Raw genomic sequence first — 20,690 nt, 5'->3', positions numbered from 1 at the left:
GGCACGTTGCAAGGTGGTTCCCACAGGCCGGGACGCCGACCTGGCTCCCCCCGATCACCCTGCCGCCCGGGCATCCGTGCGCCCGGCGGCCGACCCGAAGGAGCCCCCATGACCGACGTTCTGCGGCAGCACGCCGAGGACGCCTTCGCCGGCGAACTGGCCGCGCTGGCCGCGCAGGACGACCGTCCGCGCCCCGAGCGCTGGAAGCTCTCGCCGTGGGCCGTGGCGACGTACCTGCTCGGCGGCGAGCTGCCCGACGGCACCCGGATCACCCCCAAGTACATCGGCCCGCGCCGCGTCGTCGAGGTCGCCGTCACCACCCTGGCGACGGACCGGGCGCTGCTGCTGCTCGGCGTGCCCGGCACCGCGAAGACCTGGGTGTCCGAGCACCTGGCGGCCGCGATCAGCGGCGACTCCACCCTGCTGGTGCAGGGCACCGCCGGTACCCCGGAGGAGGCCGTCCGGTACGGCTGGAACTACGCCCAGCTGCTCACCCACGGCCCCAGCCGGGACGCCCTGGTGCCCTCGCCGCTGATGCGGGCGATGGCGGACGGCAAGCTGGCCCGGATCGAGGAGCTCACCCGCATCCCGGCCGACGTGCAGGACAGCCTGATCACCATCCTGTCCGAGAAGACGCTGCCGGTGCCGGAGTTGGGCAGCGAGACCCAGGCCGTGCGCGGCTTCAACGTGATCGCCACCGCCAACGACCGCGACCGGGGCGTCAACGAGCTGTCCAGCGCGCTGCGCCGCCGCTTCAACACCGTGGTGCTGCCGCTGCCGGGCTCGCTGGACGAGGAGGTCGACATCGTCACCCGTCGGGTCAACCAGCTCGGCCGCTCCCTCGACCTGCCCGAACTGCCCGGCGGCGCCGAGGAGATCAGGCGCGTGGTGACGGTCTTCCGCGAGCTGCGCGCAGGCCTGACCGTGGACGGCCGGACGAAGGTCAAGACCCCGAGCGGCACCCTCTCCACCGCCGAGGCGATCTCGGTGGTGACCAACGGCCTGGCCCTGGCCACCCACTTCGGTGACGGCGTGCTGCGCGCCGGGGACGTGACGGCCGGCATCCTCGGCGCGGTCGTCCGCGACCCGGTGGCGGACCAGGCGGTCTGGCACGAGTACGTCGAAGGGGTGGTGCGCGAGCGCGACGGCTGGAAGGACTTCTACCGCGCCGCCCGCGAGGTGGCCGTATGAAGGACACCGAGGTCGCCCTGCTGGGCATCCGGCACCACGGGCCCGGCTCGGCCCGGGCGGTGGCCGCCGCGCTGGCGCAGTGGCAGCCGGACGCGGTGCTGATCGAGGGCCCGGCGGAGGCCGACGCCGTCGTCCACCTCGCCGCCGAGAAGGACCTGGTACCGCCGGTCGCCCTGCTCGCCCACGCGGTGGACGACCCGACGAAGGCAGCGTTCTGGCCGTACGCCGAGTTCTCCCCGGAGTGGGTGGCGATCCGCCACGCCGTGGACCACGACCTGCCGGTCCGCTTCATCGACCTGCCCGCCGGGTACGGCTTCGCGCCCGCCGAGGCCGCCGACGGGGGCCGCCCCGAGGGGGACCGCCCCGACGAGCTGCCCGCCGACCCGCTGGCGCTGCTCGCCGAGGCCGCCGGTCACGACGACCCGGAGCGCTGGTGGGAGGACGTGGTCGAGCACCGCGCCCCCGGCGCGGACGCGCTGGTGCCCTTCGCCGCCGTCGCCGAGGCGATGGCCGCGCTGCGCGCCGAGGGCTTCGGCGAGTCCCGCCGGGACCAACTGCGCGAGGCGTACATGCGCCAGCAGATCCGCGCCGCCCGCCGCGCCGGACACCGCCGGATCGCCGTGGTCTGCGGGGCCTTCCACGTCCCCGCGCTGGCGACGATGCCCACCGTCGCCCACGACCGGGCACTGCTCGCCGAACTGCCGAAGAAGGTGAAGGCGGACGTCACCTGGATCCCGTGGACGCACCGCCGGCTCTCCCAGGCCACCGGCTACGGCGCGGGCATCCAGTCGCCCGGCTGGTACCACCACCTGTTCACCACCGAGGGCGACCCGGTCCCGCGCTGGCTCACCCGGGCCGCCGAGCTGCTGCGCGCCGCGGACCACCCGGTCTCCTCCGCCCACGTCATCGAGGCGGTCCGGCTCGCCGAGACCCTCGCGGTGCTGCGCGGCCGCCCGCTCGCCGGGCTGACCGAGACCCTGGACGCCGTTTGCGCAGTGCTCTGCGAGGGCTCGGACGTCGCCCTGGAACTCGTCCGGGACCGCCTGGTGGTCGGCGACGAGCTCGGCGAAGTCCCGGAGGCCGCACCGGCGGTGCCGCTGCAGCGCGACCTCGCCCGGCTGCAGCGCTCGCTGCGGCTCAAGCCCGGAGCCGCGGCGCGGGACCTCGCCCTCGACCTGCGCAAGGACACCGACGCGGCCCGCTCCCGGCTGCTCCACCGGCTGCGGCTGCTGGGCGTCGAGTGGGGCGTGCCGGCCCGCTCCTCGGTCCACTCCACCGGGACCTTCCGGGAGAGCTGGCGGCTGTGCTGGCAGCCCGAGTTCGCGGTCCGGATCGCCGAGGCCGCCCAGTGGGGCACCACGGTCGAGGAGGCCGCCGTCAACAAGGCGGTCGGCACCGCCCGGGCCGCCGTCGAACTCGCCGAGCTGACCGGCCTGGTGGAGACCTGCCTGCTGGCCGGGCTGTCCGGCGCGCTGCCCGCCGTGATGCGGGTGCTCGCCGACTGCGCGGCCCTGGACACCGATGTCGCGCACCTGGCGGGCGCGCTGCCCGCGCTGGTCCGCGCGCTGCGCTACGGCGACGTGCGCGGCACCGACCACGGCGCGCTGGCCGGGGCCGCCGCGGGCCTGGCCGAGCGGGTCTGCGTCGGACTGCCGCCCGCCTGCGTCGGGTTGGACGCCGAGAGCGCGGCGGCGATGCGCGCCCGGATCGACGAGGTGCACGGCGCGATCGCCCTGCTCGACCCGGATGCCTCCGGACAAGCCGCCCCGGGAGCCCCCCCGGACACCGACGGCCTGGCCGAGCGCTGGGCCGCCGCCCTGCGGTCGCTGGCCCGCCGCGAGCCCGCCGGCGGACCGGCCACCGGCGCCCCCGGCCTGCTGCGCGGCCGCGCCGTCCGGCTGCTGCTGGACGACGGCCGGCTGGACTCCGAGGAGGCCGGCCGACGGCTGCGGCTGGTGCTGTCCGTCGCCAGCGCCCCGGCGGACGCGGCCGGCTGGGTCGAGGGCTTCCTCACCGGCGGCGGCGCCCTGCTGCTGCACGACCCCCGGCTGCTCGCCCTGCTGGACGAGTGGCTGACCGGCGTCGGCGCCGAGGTCTTCACCGACGTCCTGCCGCTGCTGCGCCGCACCTTCGCCGGGTTGGAGGCGGGCGTGCGCACCACCATCGGCGGCCGGGTCGCGGCCGGCCCGCTCGGCGTGGCCCCGCCGGCACCCGAGACGGCCGGCGATCTCGACCGGGACCGTGCCGACGCTGCCGTCCCGGTGCTGGCCCTGCTGCTCGGCGTCCGCCCGAAGATCCCGCGGCAGGCCACCGGCCGCAACACCTGACCGCCGCAACACCCGACCGAAGGAGGAGGACCCGATGGCGACCACGACCGACGAACGGCTGCGCCGCTGGCGCCTGGTGCTCGGCGGCGAGGCCGACGGCACCGGCTGCACCCTGCGCGGCCGCGACGCCGCGATGGACGGCGCCCTGGCCGCGCTCTACCGGGGCGGCCCCGAGGAGGCCGGCCGGTCCCCGCGCGGCGGGCGCCGCAGCGCCGGGCTCGGCGGCTCGGCCCCGCAGGTGGCCCGCTGGCTCGGCGACATCCGCGAGTACTTCCCGTCCACCGTCGTCCAGCTGATGCAGCAGGACGCGATCACCCGACTCGGCCTGGACCGGCTGCTGTTGGAGCCGGAGATGCTGGAGGCCGTCGAACCGGACGTGCACCTGGTCGGCACCCTGCTGTCGCTCAAGCACGCGCTGCCCGAGACCACCCGGGAGAGCGCCAGGGCCGTGGTCGGCAAGGTGGTCGCCGACCTGGAGCGCCGGCTCGCCGACCGGACCAGGGCCACCGTGGGAGGCGCCCTCGACCGCAGCGCCCGGGTGAACCGGCCGCGCCACCGGGACATCGACTGGGACCGGACGATCCGGGCCAACCTGAAGAACTACCTGCCCGAGCACGGCACCGTCGTGCCCGAGCGGCTGGTCGGCTACGCCCGGGCCCAGCGCGCGGTGAAGAAGGACGTCATCCTCTGCATCGACCAGTCCGGCTCGATGGCGCCCTCGGTCGTCCACTCGGCGGTCTTCGGCGCGGTGCTCGCCTCGATGCGCACCCTGGACACCCGACTGGTCGTCTTCGACACCTCGGTGGTCGACCTCACCGAGCAGCTCACCGACCCGGTGGACGTGCTGTTCGCCACCCAGCTCGGCGGCGGCACCGACATCAACCGCGCGCTCGCCTACTGCCAGTCGAAGATCACCCGGCCGTCCGAGACCGTCGTGGTGCTGATCAGCGACCTGTACGAGGGCGGCATCCGGGACGGCATGCTGCGGCGGGTCGCCGCGATGAAGGCGGCCGGCGTCCAGTTCGTCGCCCTGCTCGCGCTCTCCGACGAAGGTGCGCCGGCCTACGACCACGCCCACGCCGCCGCCCTGGCCGCGCTCGGCGCTCCGGCCTTCGCCTGCACCCCGGACGCCTTCCCCGAAATCATGGCGGCGGCGATCGAGAAGCGTCCGATCCCGCGGCACCTGATGAAGGGGGCGGACCAGGGGGTGTGACCGCCTCACCCGGGTGGGTGAACCCCGCCCGATCGGTGGAGCAGGCGTCCGGGCTGATCTGTGACGGTTCTCACCCAAGCCGGACAGGCCCCGGGCGGAAGACGCCCGTCCCACGGGGATAACCTGCCAGACGGACGTGACGCGCGTGTTGATTGACGTGTGCGCCCGTGGCTGTGTGGGCCGCAAGGCCGTACCTCTGCGTACCCGCACCGCCCCGACGACCCGCAGCGAAGATCCTGCCGTGGCACGCTCGTAGAGACACAATCCGCGACCACGAACAAGGACAAACACGTGGACCTGTTCGAGTACCAGGCGAGGGACCTCTTCGCCAAGCACGGTGTGCCCGTGCTTGACGGCGATGTCATCGAGACCGCCGCAGACGCTGCCGCCATCGCGGAGCGCTTCGGCGGCCGCGCCGTCGTCAAGGCTCAGGTGAAGGTGGGTGGCCGAGGCAAGGCCGGTGGCGTCAAGCTCGCCGCCGACCCGGCGGACGCCGTCGCCAAGGCCGAGGCGATCCTCGGTATGGACATCAAGGGCCACACCGTGCACAAGGTGATGCTGGCCCAGACCGCGGACATCAAGGACGAGTACTACGTCTCGTTCCTGCTGGACCGCACCAACCGCACCTTCCTGGCCATGGCCAGCGTCGAGGGCGGCGTGGAGATCGAGGTCGTCGCCGAGGAGAACCCCGACGCGCTCGCCAAGATCCCGGTCGACGCCAACGAGGGCTGCACCCCGGAGAAGGCCGCCGAGATCGTCGCCGCGGCGAAGTTCCCGGCCGAGGTCGCCGACCAGGTCGCCGACGTCCTGCAGAAGCTGTGGAAGGTCTTCATCGCCGAGGACGCCCTCCTCGTCGAGGTCAACCCGCTGATCAAGTCCGGCGACGGCAAGATCATCGCGCTCGACGGCAAGGTCTCCCTGGACGAGAACGCCGACTTCCGTCAGCCCGAGCACGAGGCCCTGGAGGACAAGGCCGCGGCCAACCCGCTGGAGGCCGCCGCCAAGGCCAAGGGCCTGAACTACGTCAAGCTCGACGGCCAGGTCGGCATCATCGGCAACGGCGCGGGCCTCGTCATGAGCACCCTCGACGTGGTCGCCTACGCCGGTGAGAACCACGGCGGCGTCAAGCCCGCCAACTTCCTCGACATCGGTGGCGGCGCGTCCGCCGAGGTCATGGCGAACGGCCTGGAGATCATCCTGGGCGACCCCGACGTCAAGTCGGTCTTCGTCAACGTCTTCGGCGGCATCACCGCGTGCGACGCGGTCGCCAACGGCATCGTGCAGGCCCTGGAGCTCCTCGCGAGCAAGGGCGAGAACGTCACCAAGCCGCTGGTCGTCCGTCTGGACGGCAACAACGCGGAGCTGGGTCGCAAGATCCTCGACGACGCCAACCACCCGCTGGTCCAGCGCGTGGACACCATGGACGGCGCCGCTGACCGCGCCGCCGAGCTGGCCAACAAGTAAGGAAGGGGACTTAACACCATGGCTATCTTCCTTACCAAGGACAGCAAGGTCATCGTCCAGGGCATGACCGGCGCCGAGGGCATGAAGCACACCCGCCGCATGCTCGCCTCCGGCACCCAGATCGTCGGCGGTGTCAACCCGCGCAAGGCCGGCACCACGGTCGACGTCGACGGCACCGAGATCCCGGTCTTCGGCTCCGTCGCCGAGGCGATGGAGAAGACCGGCGCCGACGTCTCCGTCCTCTTCGTGCCGCCGGCCTTCACCAAGGCCGCCGTCATCGAGGCCATCGACGCCGAGATCCCGCTGGCCGTCGTCATCACCGAGGGCGTCCCGGTGCACGACACCGCCGCCTTCTGGGCGTACGCCGGTTCGAAGGGCAACAAGACCCGGATCATCGGCCCGAACTGCCCCGGCCTGATCAGCCCCGGACAGTCGAACGCCGGCATCATCCCGGCCGACATCACCACCTCCGGCAAGATCGGTCTGGTCTCGAAGTCGGGCACCCTGACCTACCAGCTCATGTACGAGCTGCGCGACATCGGCTTCTCCTCGGCCGTGGGCATCGGCGGTGACCCGGTCATCGGCACCACCCACATCGACGCCCTCAAGGCGTTCCAGGAGGACCCGGAGACCGAGATCATCGTCATGATCGGTGAGATCGGTGGCGACGCCGAGGAGCGTGCCGCGGCCTACATCGCCGAGCACGTCACCAAGCCGGTCGTCGGCTACGTCGCGGGCTTCACCGCCCCCGAGGGCAAGACCATGGGCCACGCCGGCGCCATCGTCTCGGGCTCCTCGGGCACCGCCCAGGCGAAGAAGGAGGCCCTCGAGGCCGCCGGTGTCAAGGTCGGCAAGACGCCGTCCGAGACCGCCCGTCTGGCCCGCGAGATCATCGCCGGCTGACGTCGGTCCCTTGCGCGGTGAGCGCCCCCGCCCTTCCCGGGCGGGGGCGCTCACCGTTTCGGCGCCTCAGCGCTTCGGGCCCGTCGTGCAGGGCAGCGGGGACCACAGCGGGCACACCGCCGGACCCTGCCGCGGGGGCGGCGCCTGGTCCTCCGCCGAGGCCGGCAGCTCCCAGCCCGCCACCGCCCGAGGCTGCGGATCCACCACCACCGCCGCCAGGCCCGGTGCCGGGCTGCACCACAGACTGGCGATGCCGTTCGGCGCCCCGCCCGGCAGCAGCGGCACACCCGGCGGCGCCACCTTCTCGCCCGGGGCCGGCACGCACAGTGTGAGGGCCGGCGGGTCGTACGACTCGAACAGCGCCGCCGGGCGCAGCCCCGCGAGGGTCGCCAGCGTCGCCCCGCCCACCGCCAGGGTCAGCAGCGCAGCCGCGCCCGTCCGGCTCGCCGTCCACACCCGGTGCCGGGCCCGCAGCAGTGGCACCGGCGAGCGGTGCGGCTCCGGGCACCCCCGTACCGCGGCCCGGTGCAGCAGTCCGCTCAGCCCGTCCGCGAACCCCGGCGCCGCCGGATCCGGCCCCACCAGCTCGGGCACCCACTGCGCCAGCGCCGCCCGCGCAGCCCACACCCGCCCCTCGGCCGCCGTCCGGGTCGACTCCACCTCCACCGCGATCGCCGCCGCCGGCAGCCCCAGCCCGTCGTGCAGCACCAGCGCCCGCCGCTGCGGCCTCGACAGCCGCCGCAGGGCCTTCAGCAGCGCCCTGTCCCGGTCGGTCAGCCGGTCCTGGTCCGGCAGCACCGCCTGCGCCTCGTCCGCCGGCCGCACCCCGATCCGCCGATGCGGCAGCGTCCACGCGTGCGCCCGCCGCAGCTCGCCCCAGTGCCACGGCGACAACGCCAACTCGCACGCCCGCACCCGCACCCAGGCCTCCGGATCCCCCGACCCGACCACTTCGGCCCACCCCTGCCGCGCCTCCCCGAACGCCCGCCGCACACAGTGCACCGCCCGGTGCCGGCACGCGGTCAGCAGGAACACCTGCTGCACCAGCCGGGTGTGCGCCTCCTCGTAGAGATCGTCGAAGCCCGCCACGGGTTCGTCCGAGGGGTCCCGCCGGCTCCCGGCTTCGATGAGGGCCATGTCGATGCGCTCCCTGCGGCCGGCGGGCGAGGGGGCCTCCTGCCGCGGGACGGACTGCCGCTCCGCGCTCGCGCTTCGGCCGGTGGCCGCGCCGCCGCGCTTGCGGGCATCGGCGGGCGCGGTGGGTGGGTGCTGCCGCGGGGGCGGAGCGCCGGCCCCGGTCCGGCCGGGGGGCGCGGTGTCGCTCGGCCCGGCTGCGGCCGGCCCGGCCGCCTCGGCGCGGGGGACCCCGCGGTCCTCCGGCCCGCGCTCGGTGCCGACGGCGGGGGAGCGGTGCTGCTGGTCGTGCCGGTCGGATTCGCCGGATGCCGGGTTCCGCGTCGCGGTCGGGGTGGTCGTCATGCCGCCGTGTTCTCCCGAGGCTGTGGGGGCCGCTCGCGTGCTGGTGTGCGGGGCCGGGGGACGTCGGCCCGGGTGGACAGGGGGTGCGCTTCTGATGAGGGCGATGGCGGCGGCTTCGGTGGGGCAGCCGAGCTTCCGCAGTGCGCCGTGGAGGAGGTCGCGCGCGACGGTGGGGGTGACCCCGAGGGCGGCGGCGGTGTGCTGGAGGTCGTGCCCGGCGGCGAGGTGGGCGAGGACCTGGGACTCACCGGGTGTCAGCTTCCGAGGCGGGTCGGTGGCGTGGGTGGGTGGCGTGGTCATCAGACGCTCCGGGCCGGGGCGCCGACGGCTTGGGGGCAGGGTCTGAAAAGGCGCATAAGCCAATAATCTGGGACACGGCGGCGGTTTGCCGCTTCACGGAGCATGGCGAGTCGCCTTGGCAGCATGAGGCCTATGACACAGCTGATGGGACGTCCGATCCTGCAATCGCCTGGCGAATTGGGCGGACGCCCCGTGCTGGCCGACCTGTTGGCCGGGGTGCGGACTGCGTTGGTCGGCCTGGCGGTGGTCACGGTACCGGTGCTCGGCCTCTGGGTCGCGACACCGTACGCCGACTCGGGCGCGGCGCGCGCCACCCGGTTGGCGGGTGCACTCTGGCTGCTGGGGCACGGCGCACCGGTGCTGCGCGGGGACGGGGGCGCCCCACTGACCGTCACCCCGCTGCTGCTCGGCGCCCTGGCGGTGGTGCGGCTGTACCGGGCGGGGGCCGGGGTGGCGGCCCGGCGCGGACTGCGCTCGCAGTGGGGCGGCCCGTTCGCGCTCTGGACGGGCTACTGCGCGGTGGCGGTCGCGGTGGCGCTGCACTGCGCGGGTGCCGGGCTGTTCCGCAGCCGGGTGCTGCCGGACCTCCTGGTGGTCGGCCTGCTCGCCGGGCTGGCGACCGTCGCGGGCGTCCGTTCGGCGCGGCCCCTGCCGACCACGGCGCACCCGCTGCTCGACCGGCTGCCCCCGGCCTGTCGGCCGACCGGCGGCGCGGCCGCGGTGCGGCGGGCGGCCGGCGCGGCCGGGGCGGGGCTGGTCGCGGCCGGCGGGGTGCTGGTGGCGGTGGCCGCGGTGCTGGACGCGGTGACCGGCGGTGGCCGCGGGGCGGCGCTGCTCAGGGGCGGGCCCGCCGCCCTGCTCGGGCTGCTGCTGGTCGCGACGGTGCTGCTGCCGAACGCGGTGCTGTGGGCTGCGGCGTACGCGCTGGGCCCGGGCTTCGAGGTCGGGACCGGGACGCTGGTGTCGCCGGGCGGTACGGAGCTCGGCCCGGTGCCGGAGTTCCCGCTGTTCGCCCTGCTGCCCCAGGAGGGCCCGGGCGGCTGGCGGCTGGCGGCGTTGGCGCTGCCACTGTTGGCGGGGCTGGTGCCGGCGGTCCTGCTGGGCCGTGCGGCGGCAGGCCGGCCGGGCCCGCGCGAGGACGGCCGCCCCTGGCCGGCGGCCGCGACGGTGACGGCGGCGCTGGCGGCCGCGCTGCTGCTCGGTGCCGGGGCGGCGGCGCTGGGCTGGCTGTCGGGCGGGGCGCTGGCGGGGGAGCGGATGGCCTGGTTGGGGCCGCGGCCGTGGTGGACGGGCCTGGCGGCGGCGGGCTGGCTGGCGCTGGTCGCCGTCCCGGGCGCCCTGTTGGTCCGGTACCGCGCGCTCAGTCCGTCGGCCGGCCGGTCCTCCTCGGCCGGCCGGGCCCCGGCGGCCGCCCCGGGCGCGTACGCCGGGCTCGCGGTGCGCACGCACCGGGGCGCACTGCGGCTGCGCGCCCGTGCGTACGCCCTCGTGCTGCGGCTGTCCGGCCGGGGCCCCGCCGACTGAACCCGGTGGCTACTCCGCGTTCCCGGTGAAGTCCACGTACCACTGCGGGGCGTACCGGTCGCAGTTCTCGGCGCCGACGTTGGTCAGCGAGTCCCGGACGCAGGTCGCGTAGTCCTGGTAGTAGACCCCGAGCCCGACCATCAGGCCGACCATCGCGACGGTCATCGCACCGGTCAGGATCCCGGCCAGCGCGGCCGGGGTGAGCGGGTTCGGCGCCGGGACGCCGGGAACGGCCCCGGCCGGGGCGCCACCGGCCCCGGCCGCCGGCTGCTTGGCCCGCAGCGCGCTGACGCCCCAGTAGATCCCGAGCAGCCCGACCAGCAGCGCGATCCAGTGGAACTCCGCGAACAGGCAGACCAGCGCGAACGGCCCGGCCAGCGCGGCGTTGCGGGCCCGGCGGTGGGCCGGGTCGGCGGGGTCGAGCCGGGGCGGCTGCGGGACGGGCGGGCGCTGGCCGGGGCGGCCGTCGCCGCCGCCCTGGCCGCCGTTGCCCTCCGGGCCCTGGGCGGACCAGGGGCCGCGCGGCTGCCACGGCTGGTCCGGGGCGTCCGCCGGCGGCGGCGCGAAGGGGTTGTGCTCGCCGTTGTCGTCGCCGCTGCTCATCGGTTCAGCCATTCCTTCTCGGTCGGGGGCCGTGCGGAGGGTCGCGCGTCGGAGCGGTCTCCCGCGCCCCCAATGATCCCGCAACCGTTCGAGGGCCCGGCCGGGGGCCCGTGCCCCCGGCCGGGGCGGGGTGCGCAACTCCGGTGCCCCGCCCCTTCGGCTCGGAGGCGAGCGGGCGAGTCACGCGGGGCCCGAGGAGATCCCCGTCTCAACTACGCGCGTAGCGCCGCGGGGAGGGTGCGGAGGCCGTCCGACCAGCCGTTATCGTGGTGACGGTCAGCAGCTCACATTGGTTCCCGGGGCCCGCGTCGCGGCGGGTTCTCCTGGTGTTTCCCTTCGCTCGACCTGCCGTTCGTAGTGGCCCCACCGCCGGTGGACGTACCAGCGGACGGCGCCCGACCTACGGAGAATCGCGCAGTGGCCGCCGCCCCCGCCCAGCTCTTCCCGCCCCGTACGCCCGGACCGGCCCGCCTGGTGGTGCTGGTCTCCGGCTCCGGCACCAATCTGCAGGCGCTGATCGACGCCGTCGCCGACCCGGCCTACGGCGCCGAGATCATCGCGGTGGGCGCGGACCGGGACGGGATCGCCGGACTGGAGCGCGCCGAGAAGGCGGGCCTGCCGACCTTCGTCCACCGGGTGAAGGACTTCCCGGAGCGCGCCGACTGGGACCGCGCGCTGACCGCCTCCGTCGCAGCCCACCAGCCGGACCTGGTGGTCACGGCAGGCTTCATGAAGATCCTCGGCCCCGAGTTCATCGCGGCCTTCGGCGGGCGGATCGTCAACACCCACCCCGCACTGCTGCCCTCCTTCCCCGGCGCCCACGGCGTCACCGACGCGCTCGCGTACGGGGTGAGGGTCACCGGCTGCACCGTCCACCTGGTCGACGCCGGGGTGGACACCGGGCCGATCATCGCGCAGGGCGTCGTCGAGGTCGTCGACGCCGACCACGCCAATGGCGGCGACGCGCTGCACGAGCGCATCAAGACTGTCGAGCGCAAGCTGCTCGTCGACGTCGTGGGCCGGCTGGCCCGCGAAGGTCACCGCATCGAGGACCGAAAGGTATGGATTCCGGCATGAGTGCCAGCTCCACCACGCCCCCCGTTTCGGAGAACATCCGTCCGATCCGTCGCGCGCTGATCAGCGTGTACGACAAGACCGGTCTGGAGGAGCTGGCCCAGGGCCTGCACGCCGCCGGGGTCGCCATCGTCTCCACCGGCTCCACCGCCGGCCGGATCGCCGCCGCCGGTGTCCCGGTGACCGAGGTCTCCGAGCTGACCGGCTTCCCGGAGTGCCTGGACGGGCGCGTGAAGACGCTGCACCCCCGCGTGCACGCGGGCGTGCTCGCCGACCTGCGCCTGGAGTCGCACCGCGCGCAGCTGGCCGAACTCGGCGTCGAGCCCTTCGACCTGGTCGTGGTGAACCTCTACCCGTTCAAGGCCACCGTCGCCTCCGGCGCCACCCCCGACGAGTGCGTGGAGCAGATCGACATCGGCGGCCCGAGCATGGTGCGCGCCGCCGCCAAGAACCACCCCTCGGTGGCCGTCGTGGTCGACCCGGCCCGCTACGGCGACGTGCTGACGGCCGTCCGGGAGGGCGGCTTCGACCTGGCCACCCGCAAGCGCCTGGCCGGTGCCGCGTTCGCCCACACCGCCGCCTACGACGTGGCCGTCGCCTCCTGGTTCGAGGCCGGCTACGCCCCGAGCGACGAGCGGTTCCCCGAGTTCCTGGGCGGCACCTGGGAGCGGCAGAACGTGCTGCGCTACGGCGAGAACCCGCACCAGGGCGCCGCGCTGTACAGCGACGGCACCGGCGGCCTGGCCGGCGCGCAGCAGCTGCACGGCAAGGAGATGTCGTACAACAACTACGTCGACACCGACGCCGCCCGCCGCGCCGCGTACGACCACGCCGAGCCGGCCGTCGCGATCATCAAGCACGCCAACCCGTGCGGCATCGCGACCGGCGCCGACGTCGTCGAGGCGCACCGCAAGGCGCACGAGTGCGACCCGGTCTCCGCGTACGGCGGCGTGATCGCGGTCAACCGCCCGGTCACCGTCGAGCTGGCCGAGCAGATCGCCCCGATCTTCACCGAGGTCGTCGTGGCCCCCGGTTACGAGGACGGCGCCGTCGAGGTGCTGGCCCGCAAGAAGAACCTGCGGGTGCTGCTCGCCCCCGAGGCGCCGGCCAACCGCCAGGAGGTCCGCCCGATCTCCGGCGGCGTGCTGCTCCAGGACGCCGACCGGGTCCAGGCCGAGGGCGACGACCCGGCGAACTGGACGCTGGCCACCGGCGAGGCGCTCTCCGCAACCGAGCTGGCCGAGCTGGCCTTCGCCTGGCGCGCCTGCCGGGCCGTCAAGTCCAACGCGATCCTGCTGGCCAAGGACGGCGCCTCGGTCGGCGTCGGCATGGGCCAGGTCAACCGGGTCGACTCCTGCAAGCTCGCGGTCGAGCGGGCCGGCGAGCGGGCCAAGGGCTCGTACGCGGCCTCGGACGCCTTCTTCCCGTTCCCGGACGGCCCGGAGATCCTGATCGCCGCCGGCGTCAAGGCGATCGTCCAGCCGGGCGGTTCGATCCGCGACGAGCAGGTCATCGAGGCCGCCCAGAAGGCGGGCGTGACGATGTACTTCACCGGTGCGCGCCACTTCTTCCACTGAGTGGTACGAAGCGGCCCGGTTCTCTCCGAGGAGGGAACCGGGCCGCTTCGTCGTGGTCCGTGCCGTTCGCTCAGTAGCGCGGCCGGTTGAACCAGTTGACGCCGTCCTGGACGCACATGGCGGTGATCCAGATGACGCAGATCGCGATCCAGATCAGGCCGAGGATGATGTTCACGGTGATCTTGGCGTTGATCCCGCCGACCATGATCGCCAGGCCGAAAAGCGAGGCGATCGAGCCGTAGACGATGGTGGTGATCCGGACGGCGTTGCCGCCCTTGCCGTACTTCGCGCCGAGCGTGATGGAGAGCGTTGCGGCCAGCGCGAACAGGATGCCGATGACGGCCGCGACGCCGGCGGCGGCGTTGCCGATCGACGAGATGAAGTCGTCGCTGCTCGCCCCGCTCTTGTTGACGGCGTCCTTGGCGGCCGCGGCCCCGATCAGGAACGCGAGCGCGCCCAGCACCTGCGAACCGCCCACGATGAACAGCAGCACCCGGGCGGTCATCACCAGGCTGGGCATGGACTGCGGCACGGCCGGCGCGTAGCCGTAGCCCGGCGCGGCCATCGGGGCCTGCTGCGGGTAGCCGTAGCCCGGCGCGGCCGGCGGGGCCTGCTGCGGGTAGCCGTAGCCCGGCGCGGCCGGCGGCTGGCCGTACGGGTTGTTCGGATCGGGCGGGTAACTCATGGATGCCTCCGGGCAGTTACGGGACGCGGGGACGGGACGGCGGAGGACCCGGTTGCGGCCGGCGAGTCGGGTCGGCGACAGAACGGGACGGTATCGGAGCACAGTGACAGCCCGGCAGCGGTGACGGGCGCGGCCGGCTCAGCAGTGTGACGAGGAACGGGCGAGCGAGGGCCGGGACGGGCACGGCACGGCGACGACGGCGCCGTGGTGGTCGGGCTGCTCGGTCTGCTGTGGTCGGATCACTGGCTCTTTCCCCCGGGTACGCCCCCGCCACGGGATCCATCGACCCGTCACCGGGCCGCGTCGCGGCAGGGGATGCCCGCATATCGTCATCCGGACGGCAGTACCGTGTCCAGCCGGTTCCGGGTGCCGGGCCAAGACTGTGGCGCAACCGCAATACGGGGCGGACCTTCCGTGCCCGTCCGGTCGCGGGAGCGGCCCGGGTACGGAGGCCGGTCGCGATCCGGGAGAATGGGGTCATGACTGCCCAGATTCTCGATGGCAAGGCCACCGCGTCCGCGATCAAGTCCGAACTCGCCGCCCGCGTGGCGGCCCTCAAGGCGAAGGGCGTCACGCCCGGCCTCGGCACCGTCCTGGTCGGCGACGACCCGGGCAGCCGCTGGTACGTCAACGGGAAGCACAAGGACTGCGCCGAGGTCGGCATCGCCTCGATCCAGCGCGAGCTGCCCGCCACCGCCACCCAGGAGGACGTCGAGAACGTCGTCCGCGAGCTCAACGCCGACCCGGCCTGCACCGGCTACATCGTCCAGCTGCCGCTGCCCAAGGGCCTGGACCAGAACCCGGTCCTGGAGCTGATGGACCCGGACAAGGACGCCGACGGCCTGCACCCGACCTCGCTGGGCCGCCTCGCCCTGGGCATCGACGGCCCGCTGCCGTGCACCCCGCTGGGCATCGTCGAGCTGCTGCGCCGCCACGACGTCGAGATCAACGGCGCCGAGGTGGTCGTGGTCGGCCGCGGCATCACCGTCGGCCGCTCGATCGGCCTGCTGCTGACCCGCCGCAGCGAGAACGCCACCGTGACCCTGTGCCACACCGGCACCCGCGACCTCGGCGCGCACCTGCGCAAGGCTGACATCATCGTGGCCGCCGCGGGCGTGCCGCACCTGGTCAAGCCGGAGGACGTCAAGCCGGGCGCGGCGGTGCTGGACGTGGGCGTCAGCCGCAGCGAGGGCAAGATCGTCGGCGACGTGCACCCGGGCGTGGCCGAGGTGGCAGGTTGGATCTCCCCGAACCCCGGCGGCGTGGGCCCGATGACCCGCGCGATGCTGCTCAACAACATCGTCGAGGCGGCCGAGCGCCGCGCCGGCGTCTGACCCCCGAGGGACGACGAGCATGACTGAACCGCGACCGGCGCGGTCCCGGCGCAGGCCGGTCAAGACCACCGGAACCATGCCGCCCGAGGGCGCCGCCCCGGCCCTCGGGCGCGACCACGCCCTGCCGGTGCGGCAGTGGCCGATTACGCTGGTCCTGTCGGTGGTCGGTGCCGGCCTCGCGGTCACCTGGTTCGCCGACTTCAAGGAGGGCTTCAAGTACGGGCTGCTCATCCTCGGCGCCGGGGTGCTGCTCGGCGCGGTGCTGCGGCTGGTGCTGCCCGAGGTCGGGATGCTGGCGGTGCGCAGCCGCTTCACCGACGTGATCGTGCTGACCTTCCTGGGCGCCTCGATCGTGCTGCTGACCCTGGTGGCGCAGCCGAACCCGTGGCTGGAGTTCCCGCTGCTCGACAACATCGGCCAGCTGATCGGCCGGCCCAAGCACTGAGCCGCCTTCGCACCGTGGCCCCGTCCGGGACTCCCGGGCGGGGCCACGGTGCGTCCGTGCCGGATCAGCGGTGTCCGTTGTGACGCAACAGCCACGCCCGCACACGCGGCGTACGCTTCCCTTTGCGATAACCTGACGCCGGTCTCTCGATGTCGAGAGATCATCCTGGCTCCAGTGCCGGTGTGCCTGGGGCACCTGGCGATCTGCTGGAGAAGGTAGAAATGACCCGCACCCCCGTCAACGTCACCATCACCGGAGCGGCCGGCCAGATCGGCTACGCGCTGCTCTTCCGCATCGCCTCGGGCCACCTGCTCGGCGCCGACGTGCCGGTGAACCTGCGCCTCCTGGAGATCCCGCAGGGCCTCAAGGCCGCCGAGGGCACCGCCATGGAGCTCGTCGACTGTGCCTTCCCGCTGCTGCGCGACATCACCATCACCGACAACCCGAACGAGGCCTTCGACGGCGCCAACGTCGCGCTGCTGGTCGGCGCCCGTCCGCGCACCGCCGGCATGGAGCGCGGCGACCTGCTGCAGGCCAACGGCGGCATCTTCGGCCCGCAGGGCAAGGCCATCAACGACCACGCCGCGAACGACATCAAGGTCCTGGTCGTCGGCAACCCGGCCAACACCAACGCCCTGATCGCCCAGCGCAACGCCCCGGACGTCCCGGCCGAGCGGTTCACCGCCATGACCCGTCTGGACCACAACCGCGCGGTCGGCCAGCTGTCCGCCAAGACCGGCGCCCTGGTCTCCGACATCAAGCGCGTCACCATCTGGGGCAACCACTCCGCGACCCAGTACCCGGACATCTTCCAGGCCGAGGTCGCCGGCAAGCCGGCCTTCGAGGCCATCGGCAGCGACCAGGCCTGGCTGGAGAACGACTTCATCCCGACCGTCGCCAAGCGCGGCGCCGCCATCATCGACGCCCGCGGCGCCTCCTCGGCCGCCTCGGCCGCCAACGCCGCCATCGACCACGTGTACACCTGGGTCAACGGCACCGCCGAGGGCGACTGGACCTCCATGGGTGTCGTCTCCGACGGCTCCTACGGCGTCCCGGCGGGTCTGATCTCCTCCTTCCCGGTCACCACCAAGGACGGCAAGTTCGAGATCGTCCAGGGCCTGGAGATCTCCGACTTCTCCCGCACCCGCATCGACGCCTCGGTCAACGAGCTGACCGAGGAGCGCGACGCGGTCCAGGAGCTGGGCCTCATCTGAGTCCCGTCCGTACGGCCTGTTCCGGCGGCCCGCCCCCTTCCGAGACCGGGAGGCGGCGGGCCGCCGCCGTGTCCGGGCCCCAGTACGCACCGGCCACCTACACTGGCCCGCTGTGAACGAAACCTTCGGGGACGCCGCGCTCGTCCTCGTCTTCATCCTGCTGGGCGGGCTGTTCAACGTCGCCGAGATCTCGCTGATCTCGCTGCGCGAGGGCCAGATCCGGACGCTGGCGGCGCACGGCACCCGGCGCTCGGCCCGGGCCGCGCACCTGGCCGCCGACCCCAACCGCTTCCTGGCCGCCGTCCAGGTCGGCGTGACCTGCATGGGCTTCCTGTCCGCGGCCTTCGGCGCGGACACCCTGGCCGGCAAGGTCGCCCCGCTGTTCGTCCGGGCGGGCCTGTCCGAGGGGATGTCCGACGCGGTCGCCCTGGTCGGCCTCACCCTGGCGATCAGCTACGTGTCGCTGGTGCTCGGTGAGCTCACCCCCAAGCGGATCGGTCTGCAGCGCGCCGAGTCCATCGCGGTGGTCGCCGCCCCCGTGGTGGACGTGATGTCGGTGGCGCTGCGCCCGGTGATCTGGCTGCTAGGCCACTCCACCAACCTGATGGTCCGGCTGCTCGGCGGCGACCCGACGGCCGGGCGCGGCTCGATGAGCTCTGAGGAGCTGCGCGGCCTGGTCGCCGCCAACACCGAACTGGGCAGCGACGAAAGGGCGTTGATCGCGGACGTGTTCGCCGCCGGGGAGCGCCAGCTGCGCGAGGTGATGGTCCCGCGCACCGAGGTGACCTTCCTGGACGCCGAGCGCCCGCTGACCGCCGTACGGCACCAGGCCGACACCTCGCCGCACTCGCGCTACCCGGTGGTCGAGGGCAGCGCCGACGCCGTGGTCGGCTTCGTCCACGTCCGCGACCTGTACGGCGCCCGCGGCGAGCAGGCCGTCAAGGTCCGCGACCTGGCCCGTCCGGTCAAGCTGCTGCCCGGCACCAAGCGGGTGCTGGAGGCGATGGGCGAGATGCGCCGGGAGGGCCACCACCTGGCCATCGTGGTGGACGAGTACGGCGGCACCGCCGGGATCGTCACCCTGGAGGACCTGGTCGAGGAGGTGATCGGCGAGATCCGGGACGAGTACGACCGGCCGGAGACCGCCACCACCCGCCGGCTGGCCGGCGGCGGCATGGAGCTGGACGGCCTGCTCAACCTCGGCGACTTCGCGGAGGAGACCGGCGTCACCCTGCCCGAGGGCCCGTACGAGACGGTGGCCGGCTGCCTGGTCGCCTCGCTCGGCCGGCTGCCCAGGGAGGGCGACCAGGCCCGCGTCCCGCTCGACGGCGGGGGAACGGCGCTGCTGACGGTGGCCAAGGTGGAGGGCCGGCGGATCGCCCGGGTGAGGGTGAGTGCCGTCACACCGGTCGAACCGCCGGGGGCGGAGGTTTCCTGAGCGACCGGTGGAACTGGAACAATGGCCCGCATGGTCAACGCAGCGGTCACTGGTCCGGTCAAGGACCGTCCCCGGGTGCTCTCCGGCATCCAGCCCACCTCCGGCTCGTTCCACCTCGGCAACTACCTGGGCGCGGTGCGCCAGTGGGTCGACCTGCAGAAGGACAACGACGCGTTCTACATGGTCGTCGACCTGCACGCGATCACCGTCCCGCAGGACCCGGTGACCCTGCGCCAGAACACCCGGATCTCCGCTGCCCAGCTGTTCGGCGCCGGCCTGGACCCGGAGCACTGCACCCTGTTCGTCCAGTCGCACGTGCCCGAGCACGCGCAGCTCGCCTGGGTGATGAACTGCCTCACCGGCTTCGGCGAGGCCTCCCGGATGACCCAGTTCAAGGACAAGTCCTCCCGGTACGGCGCCGAGAGCACCACCGTCGGCCTGTTCACCTACCCGATCCTGCAGATCGCGGACATCCTGCTCTACCAGGCGGACGCCGTCCCGGTCGGCGAGGACCAGCGCCAGCACGTGGAGATCACCCGCGACATCGCGGAGCGCTTCAACTCGCGCTACTCCCCGACCTTCACGATCCCGAAGCCGTACATCCTCAAGGAGACGGCGAAGATCCAGGACCTGCAGGACCCGGCCGTCAAGATGAGCAAGTCGGCCTCCTCGCCCAAGGGCCTGGTCAGCCTGCTGGACGACGCCAAGGCCAGCGCCAAGAAGTTCAAGAGCGCCGTGACCGACACCGGCACCGTGGTCTCCTACGACGAGGAGGGCAAGCCGGGCGTCTCCAACCTGCTGCGGATCCACTCCGCGCTCAGCGGCCAGCCGGTCGAGCAGCTGGTCGCGCACTTCGAGGGCAAGATGTACGGCGCCCTGAAGACCGAGCTGGCCGAGCTGTTCACCGAGTGGGTGACCCCCTTCCAGGAGCGCACCAGGACCTTCCTGGACGACCCGGCCGAGCTGGACCGGGTGCTGGCGATCGGCGCCGAGAAGGCCCGCGCGGTGGCCTCCGAGACGCTGGCGACGGTGTACGACCGGATCGGCTTCCTCCCGGCCGCCAAGCGGTGACTCCCCTAACCCGCCTGCCCGGTGGTGGCGGCCTCCCGGAGGTCGTCACCATCGGCGTGTCCGTGAGCGTCCCGGACCCGTACGGGACGCGGATCCAGGACGCCCGGGCCGGGCACGGCGACCCGCAGGCCCGCTCGATACCGACGCACGTCACCCTGCTGCCGCCGACCGAGGTGCCGGCCGGGGCGCTGCCGAAGATCGAGGAGCACCTCGCCGCGGTGGCGGCCGCGCACCGGCCGTTCCGGATGCTGCTGCGCGGCGGTGGCACCTTCCGCCCGGTCTCCCCGGTGGTCTTCGTCCGGGTCGAGGAGGGCGCGCAGGAGTGCCGGCTGCTGGAGGCGGACGTCCGCTCCGGCCCGCTGGCCCGCGAGTTGGCCTTCCCGTACCACCCGCACGTGACGGTCGCGCACGGTCTGCCGGATGACGTGCTGGACCAGGCGTACGAGCAGGCGCGCGGCTTCCGGGCGTCCTTCACGGTTCCGGGCTTCTCGCTCTCCCGCTTCGACGCGGACGAGGTCTGGCGGCCCTGGCGGAGCTACTCCTTCTCCTGAACCGGCCTTCCTCCGAACCGGCTTCGTCCACCGACGCGTCCGAGGCCCCGTGCCCGTCTTCGCCCGCCGTCCGACCGTTCCGGTGACTCTTCGTCATCTGGGCTGCCGGGTGAACGGCCGCCTCTACCGCTCCGAGGTGGAGCCGAGTGCCCCGTTGGGATGAGCTGCGTCCGCCACCCGCACCGGTGCGGGGATGTGATGCCGCCCGGGCGAGTGCCGCTTCCGTCGAGGGCTCTGTTCGCCGTGCTGGTTGATCGCTCCGCCGGAGGCGTCAGGTCACATCGAGGTAATCATCAA

The 20,690-nt window shown here is 73.7% G+C and carries 17 protein-coding genes; 14 read left to right on the top strand and 3 right to left on the bottom strand.

From position 1 onward, the window contains the following. Nucleotides 1-108 precede the first annotated feature (108 nt). The 5 genes from ACIRYZ_RS26665 (at nucleotide 109) to sucD (ending at nucleotide 7,098) form a co-directional block, all read left to right on the top strand. Nucleotides 109-1,191, top strand: a complete 1,083-nt coding sequence (locus ACIRYZ_RS26665; protein WP_387616741.1) for an AAA family ATPase — start codon at nucleotides 109-111, stop codon at nucleotides 1,189-1,191. Next, a complete protein-coding gene (locus ACIRYZ_RS26660) occupies nucleotides 1,188-3,518 on the top strand; it encodes a DUF5682 family protein (protein WP_402948582.1) in 2,331 nt (776 codons plus the stop codon). The genes ACIRYZ_RS26665 and ACIRYZ_RS26660 overlap by 4 nt, the downstream gene beginning before the upstream one ends. Before the next feature lie 34 nt (nucleotides 3,519-3,552). Beyond that, on the top strand, nucleotides 3,553-4,731 hold the full coding sequence (locus tag ACIRYZ_RS26655) for a VWA domain-containing protein (RefSeq protein WP_402948579.1): 1,179 nt from the start codon (nucleotides 3,553-3,555) through the stop codon (nucleotides 4,729-4,731). Between the two features lie 291 nt (nucleotides 4,732-5,022). Beyond that, on the top strand, nucleotides 5,023-6,195 hold the full coding sequence (gene sucC / locus ACIRYZ_RS26650) for an ADP-forming succinate--CoA ligase subunit beta (RefSeq protein WP_402948577.1): 1,173 nt from the start codon (nucleotides 5,023-5,025) through the stop codon (nucleotides 6,193-6,195). A gap of 18 nt (nucleotides 6,196-6,213) precedes the next feature. Beyond that, the gene (gene sucD, locus ACIRYZ_RS26645; protein WP_402948574.1) at nucleotides 6,214-7,098 is read left to right on the top strand and encodes a succinate--CoA ligase subunit alpha; all 885 of its coding nucleotides are present in this window, start codon (nucleotides 6,214-6,216) and stop codon (nucleotides 7,096-7,098) included. Nucleotides 7,099-7,164: 66 nt separating this feature from the next. On the opposite strand, the gene ACIRYZ_RS26640 is transcribed toward sucD, so the two are convergent. Then, nucleotides 7,165-8,877: a hypothetical protein gene (locus ACIRYZ_RS26640; protein ID WP_402948571.1), complete on the bottom strand. Its 1,713-nt coding sequence runs from the start codon at nucleotides 8,875-8,877 to the stop codon at nucleotides 7,165-7,167. Between the two features lie 177 nt (nucleotides 8,878-9,054). On the opposite strand from ACIRYZ_RS26640, the gene ACIRYZ_RS26635 reads away from it, so the two are divergent. Further along, nucleotides 9,055-10,401, top strand: coding sequence for a DUF6350 family protein (locus ACIRYZ_RS26635; protein WP_402948568.1), 1,347 nt, complete (start codon nucleotides 9,055-9,057; stop codon nucleotides 10,399-10,401). A 9-nt stretch (nucleotides 10,402-10,410) separates the two neighbouring features. Here ACIRYZ_RS26635 and ACIRYZ_RS26630 read toward each other — a convergent pair whose 3' ends face one another. Next, entirely contained in the window at nucleotides 10,411-11,004 is a 594-nt protein-coding gene (locus tag ACIRYZ_RS26630; protein WP_402948565.1) for a hypothetical protein, read from the bottom strand. 417 nt (nucleotides 11,005-11,421) lie between these two features. Between ACIRYZ_RS26630 and purN the strand changes: the two genes are divergently transcribed. After that, nucleotides 11,422-12,081, top strand: a complete 660-nt coding sequence (gene purN / locus ACIRYZ_RS26625; RefSeq protein WP_402948562.1) for a phosphoribosylglycinamide formyltransferase — start codon at nucleotides 11,422-11,424, stop codon at nucleotides 12,079-12,081. Beyond that, nucleotides 12,078-13,655 carry a bifunctional phosphoribosylaminoimidazolecarboxamide formyltransferase/IMP cyclohydrolase gene (gene purH / locus ACIRYZ_RS26620; RefSeq protein ID WP_402948559.1) on the top strand — a complete coding sequence of 526 codons (1,578 nt, stop codon included), beginning with the start codon at nucleotides 12,078-12,080 and terminating at the stop codon, nucleotides 13,653-13,655. The genes purN and purH overlap by 4 nt, the downstream gene beginning before the upstream one ends. Before the next feature lie 70 nt (nucleotides 13,656-13,725). Here purH and ACIRYZ_RS26615 read toward each other — a convergent pair whose 3' ends face one another. Further along, entirely contained in the window at nucleotides 13,726-14,340 is a 615-nt protein-coding gene (locus ACIRYZ_RS26615) for a hypothetical protein (protein WP_402948556.1), read from the bottom strand. 479 nt (nucleotides 14,341-14,819) lie between these two features. Here ACIRYZ_RS26615 and ACIRYZ_RS26610 point away from each other — a divergent pair, with 479 nt between their 5' ends. The 6 genes from ACIRYZ_RS26610 (at nucleotide 14,820) to ACIRYZ_RS26585 (ending at nucleotide 20,393) form a co-directional block, all read left to right on the top strand. Further along, nucleotides 14,820-15,674, top strand: coding sequence for a bifunctional methylenetetrahydrofolate dehydrogenase/methenyltetrahydrofolate cyclohydrolase (locus ACIRYZ_RS26610; RefSeq protein WP_402948553.1), 855 nt, complete (start codon nucleotides 14,820-14,822; stop codon nucleotides 15,672-15,674). A 19-nt stretch (nucleotides 15,675-15,693) separates the two neighbouring features. Beyond that, nucleotides 15,694-16,119, top strand: a complete 426-nt coding sequence (locus tag ACIRYZ_RS26605) for a DUF3017 domain-containing protein (RefSeq protein ID WP_393025539.1) — start codon at nucleotides 15,694-15,696, stop codon at nucleotides 16,117-16,119. A gap of 221 nt (nucleotides 16,120-16,340) precedes the next feature. Beyond that, nucleotides 16,341-17,333, top strand: coding sequence for a malate dehydrogenase (locus ACIRYZ_RS26600; protein WP_402948550.1), 993 nt, complete (start codon nucleotides 16,341-16,343; stop codon nucleotides 17,331-17,333). Between the two features lie 112 nt (nucleotides 17,334-17,445). Beyond that, the gene (locus ACIRYZ_RS26595) at nucleotides 17,446-18,771 is read left to right on the top strand and encodes a hemolysin family protein (RefSeq protein ID WP_402948548.1); all 1,326 of its coding nucleotides are present in this window, start codon (nucleotides 17,446-17,448) and stop codon (nucleotides 18,769-18,771) included. Between the two features lie 30 nt (nucleotides 18,772-18,801). Continuing rightward, entirely contained in the window at nucleotides 18,802-19,842 is a 1,041-nt protein-coding gene (trpS, locus tag ACIRYZ_RS26590; RefSeq protein WP_402948545.1) for a tryptophan--tRNA ligase, read from the top strand. A gap of 56 nt (nucleotides 19,843-19,898) precedes the next feature. Continuing rightward, nucleotides 19,899-20,393, top strand: coding sequence for a 2'-5' RNA ligase family protein (locus ACIRYZ_RS26585; protein ID WP_402948542.1), 495 nt, complete (start codon nucleotides 19,899-19,901; stop codon nucleotides 20,391-20,393). Nucleotides 20,394-20,690: the final 297 nt, after the last annotated feature.

This window comes from Kitasatospora sp. NPDC101155, assembly GCF_044768305.1.
Lineage (GTDB): Bacteria > Actinomycetota > Actinomycetes > Streptomycetales > Streptomycetaceae > Kitasatospora.
This window is presented reverse-complemented; position numbering and strand designations above follow the sequence as displayed.

Bases quoted from the DNA above. Each gene is read 5' to 3' on its own strand.
- ACIRYZ_RS26665 (WP_387616741.1), top strand. From the start codon at position 109: ATGACCGACGTTCTGCGGCAGCACGCCGAGGACGCCTTCGCCGGCGAA.
- ACIRYZ_RS26660 (WP_402948582.1), top strand. From the start codon at position 1,188: ATGAAGGACACCGAGGTCGCCCTGCTGGGCATCCGGCACCACGGGCCC.
- ACIRYZ_RS26655 (WP_402948579.1), top strand. From the start codon at position 3,553: ATGGCGACCACGACCGACGAACGGCTGCGCCGCTGGCGCCTGGTGCTC.
- sucD (WP_402948574.1), top strand. From the start codon at position 6,214: ATGGCTATCTTCCTTACCAAGGACAGCAAGGTCATCGTCCAGGGCATG.
- ACIRYZ_RS26640 (WP_402948571.1), bottom strand. From the start codon at position 8,877: ATGACCACGCCACCCACCCACGCCACCGACCCGCCTCGGAAGCTGACA.
- ACIRYZ_RS26630 (WP_402948565.1), bottom strand. From the start codon at position 11,004: ATGAGCAGCGGCGACGACAACGGCGAGCACAACCCCTTCGCGCCGCCG.
- purH (WP_402948559.1), top strand. From the start codon at position 12,078: ATGAGTGCCAGCTCCACCACGCCCCCCGTTTCGGAGAACATCCGTCCG.
- ACIRYZ_RS26615 (WP_402948556.1), bottom strand. From the start codon at position 14,340: ATGAGTTACCCGCCCGATCCGAACAACCCGTACGGCCAGCCGCCGGCC.
- ACIRYZ_RS26610 (WP_402948553.1), top strand. From the start codon at position 14,820: ATGACTGCCCAGATTCTCGATGGCAAGGCCACCGCGTCCGCGATCAAG.
- ACIRYZ_RS26605 (WP_393025539.1), top strand. From the start codon at position 15,694: ATGACTGAACCGCGACCGGCGCGGTCCCGGCGCAGGCCGGTCAAGACC.
- ACIRYZ_RS26600 (WP_402948550.1), top strand. From the start codon at position 16,341: ATGACCCGCACCCCCGTCAACGTCACCATCACCGGAGCGGCCGGCCAG.
- trpS (WP_402948545.1), top strand. From the start codon at position 18,802: ATGGTCAACGCAGCGGTCACTGGTCCGGTCAAGGACCGTCCCCGGGTG.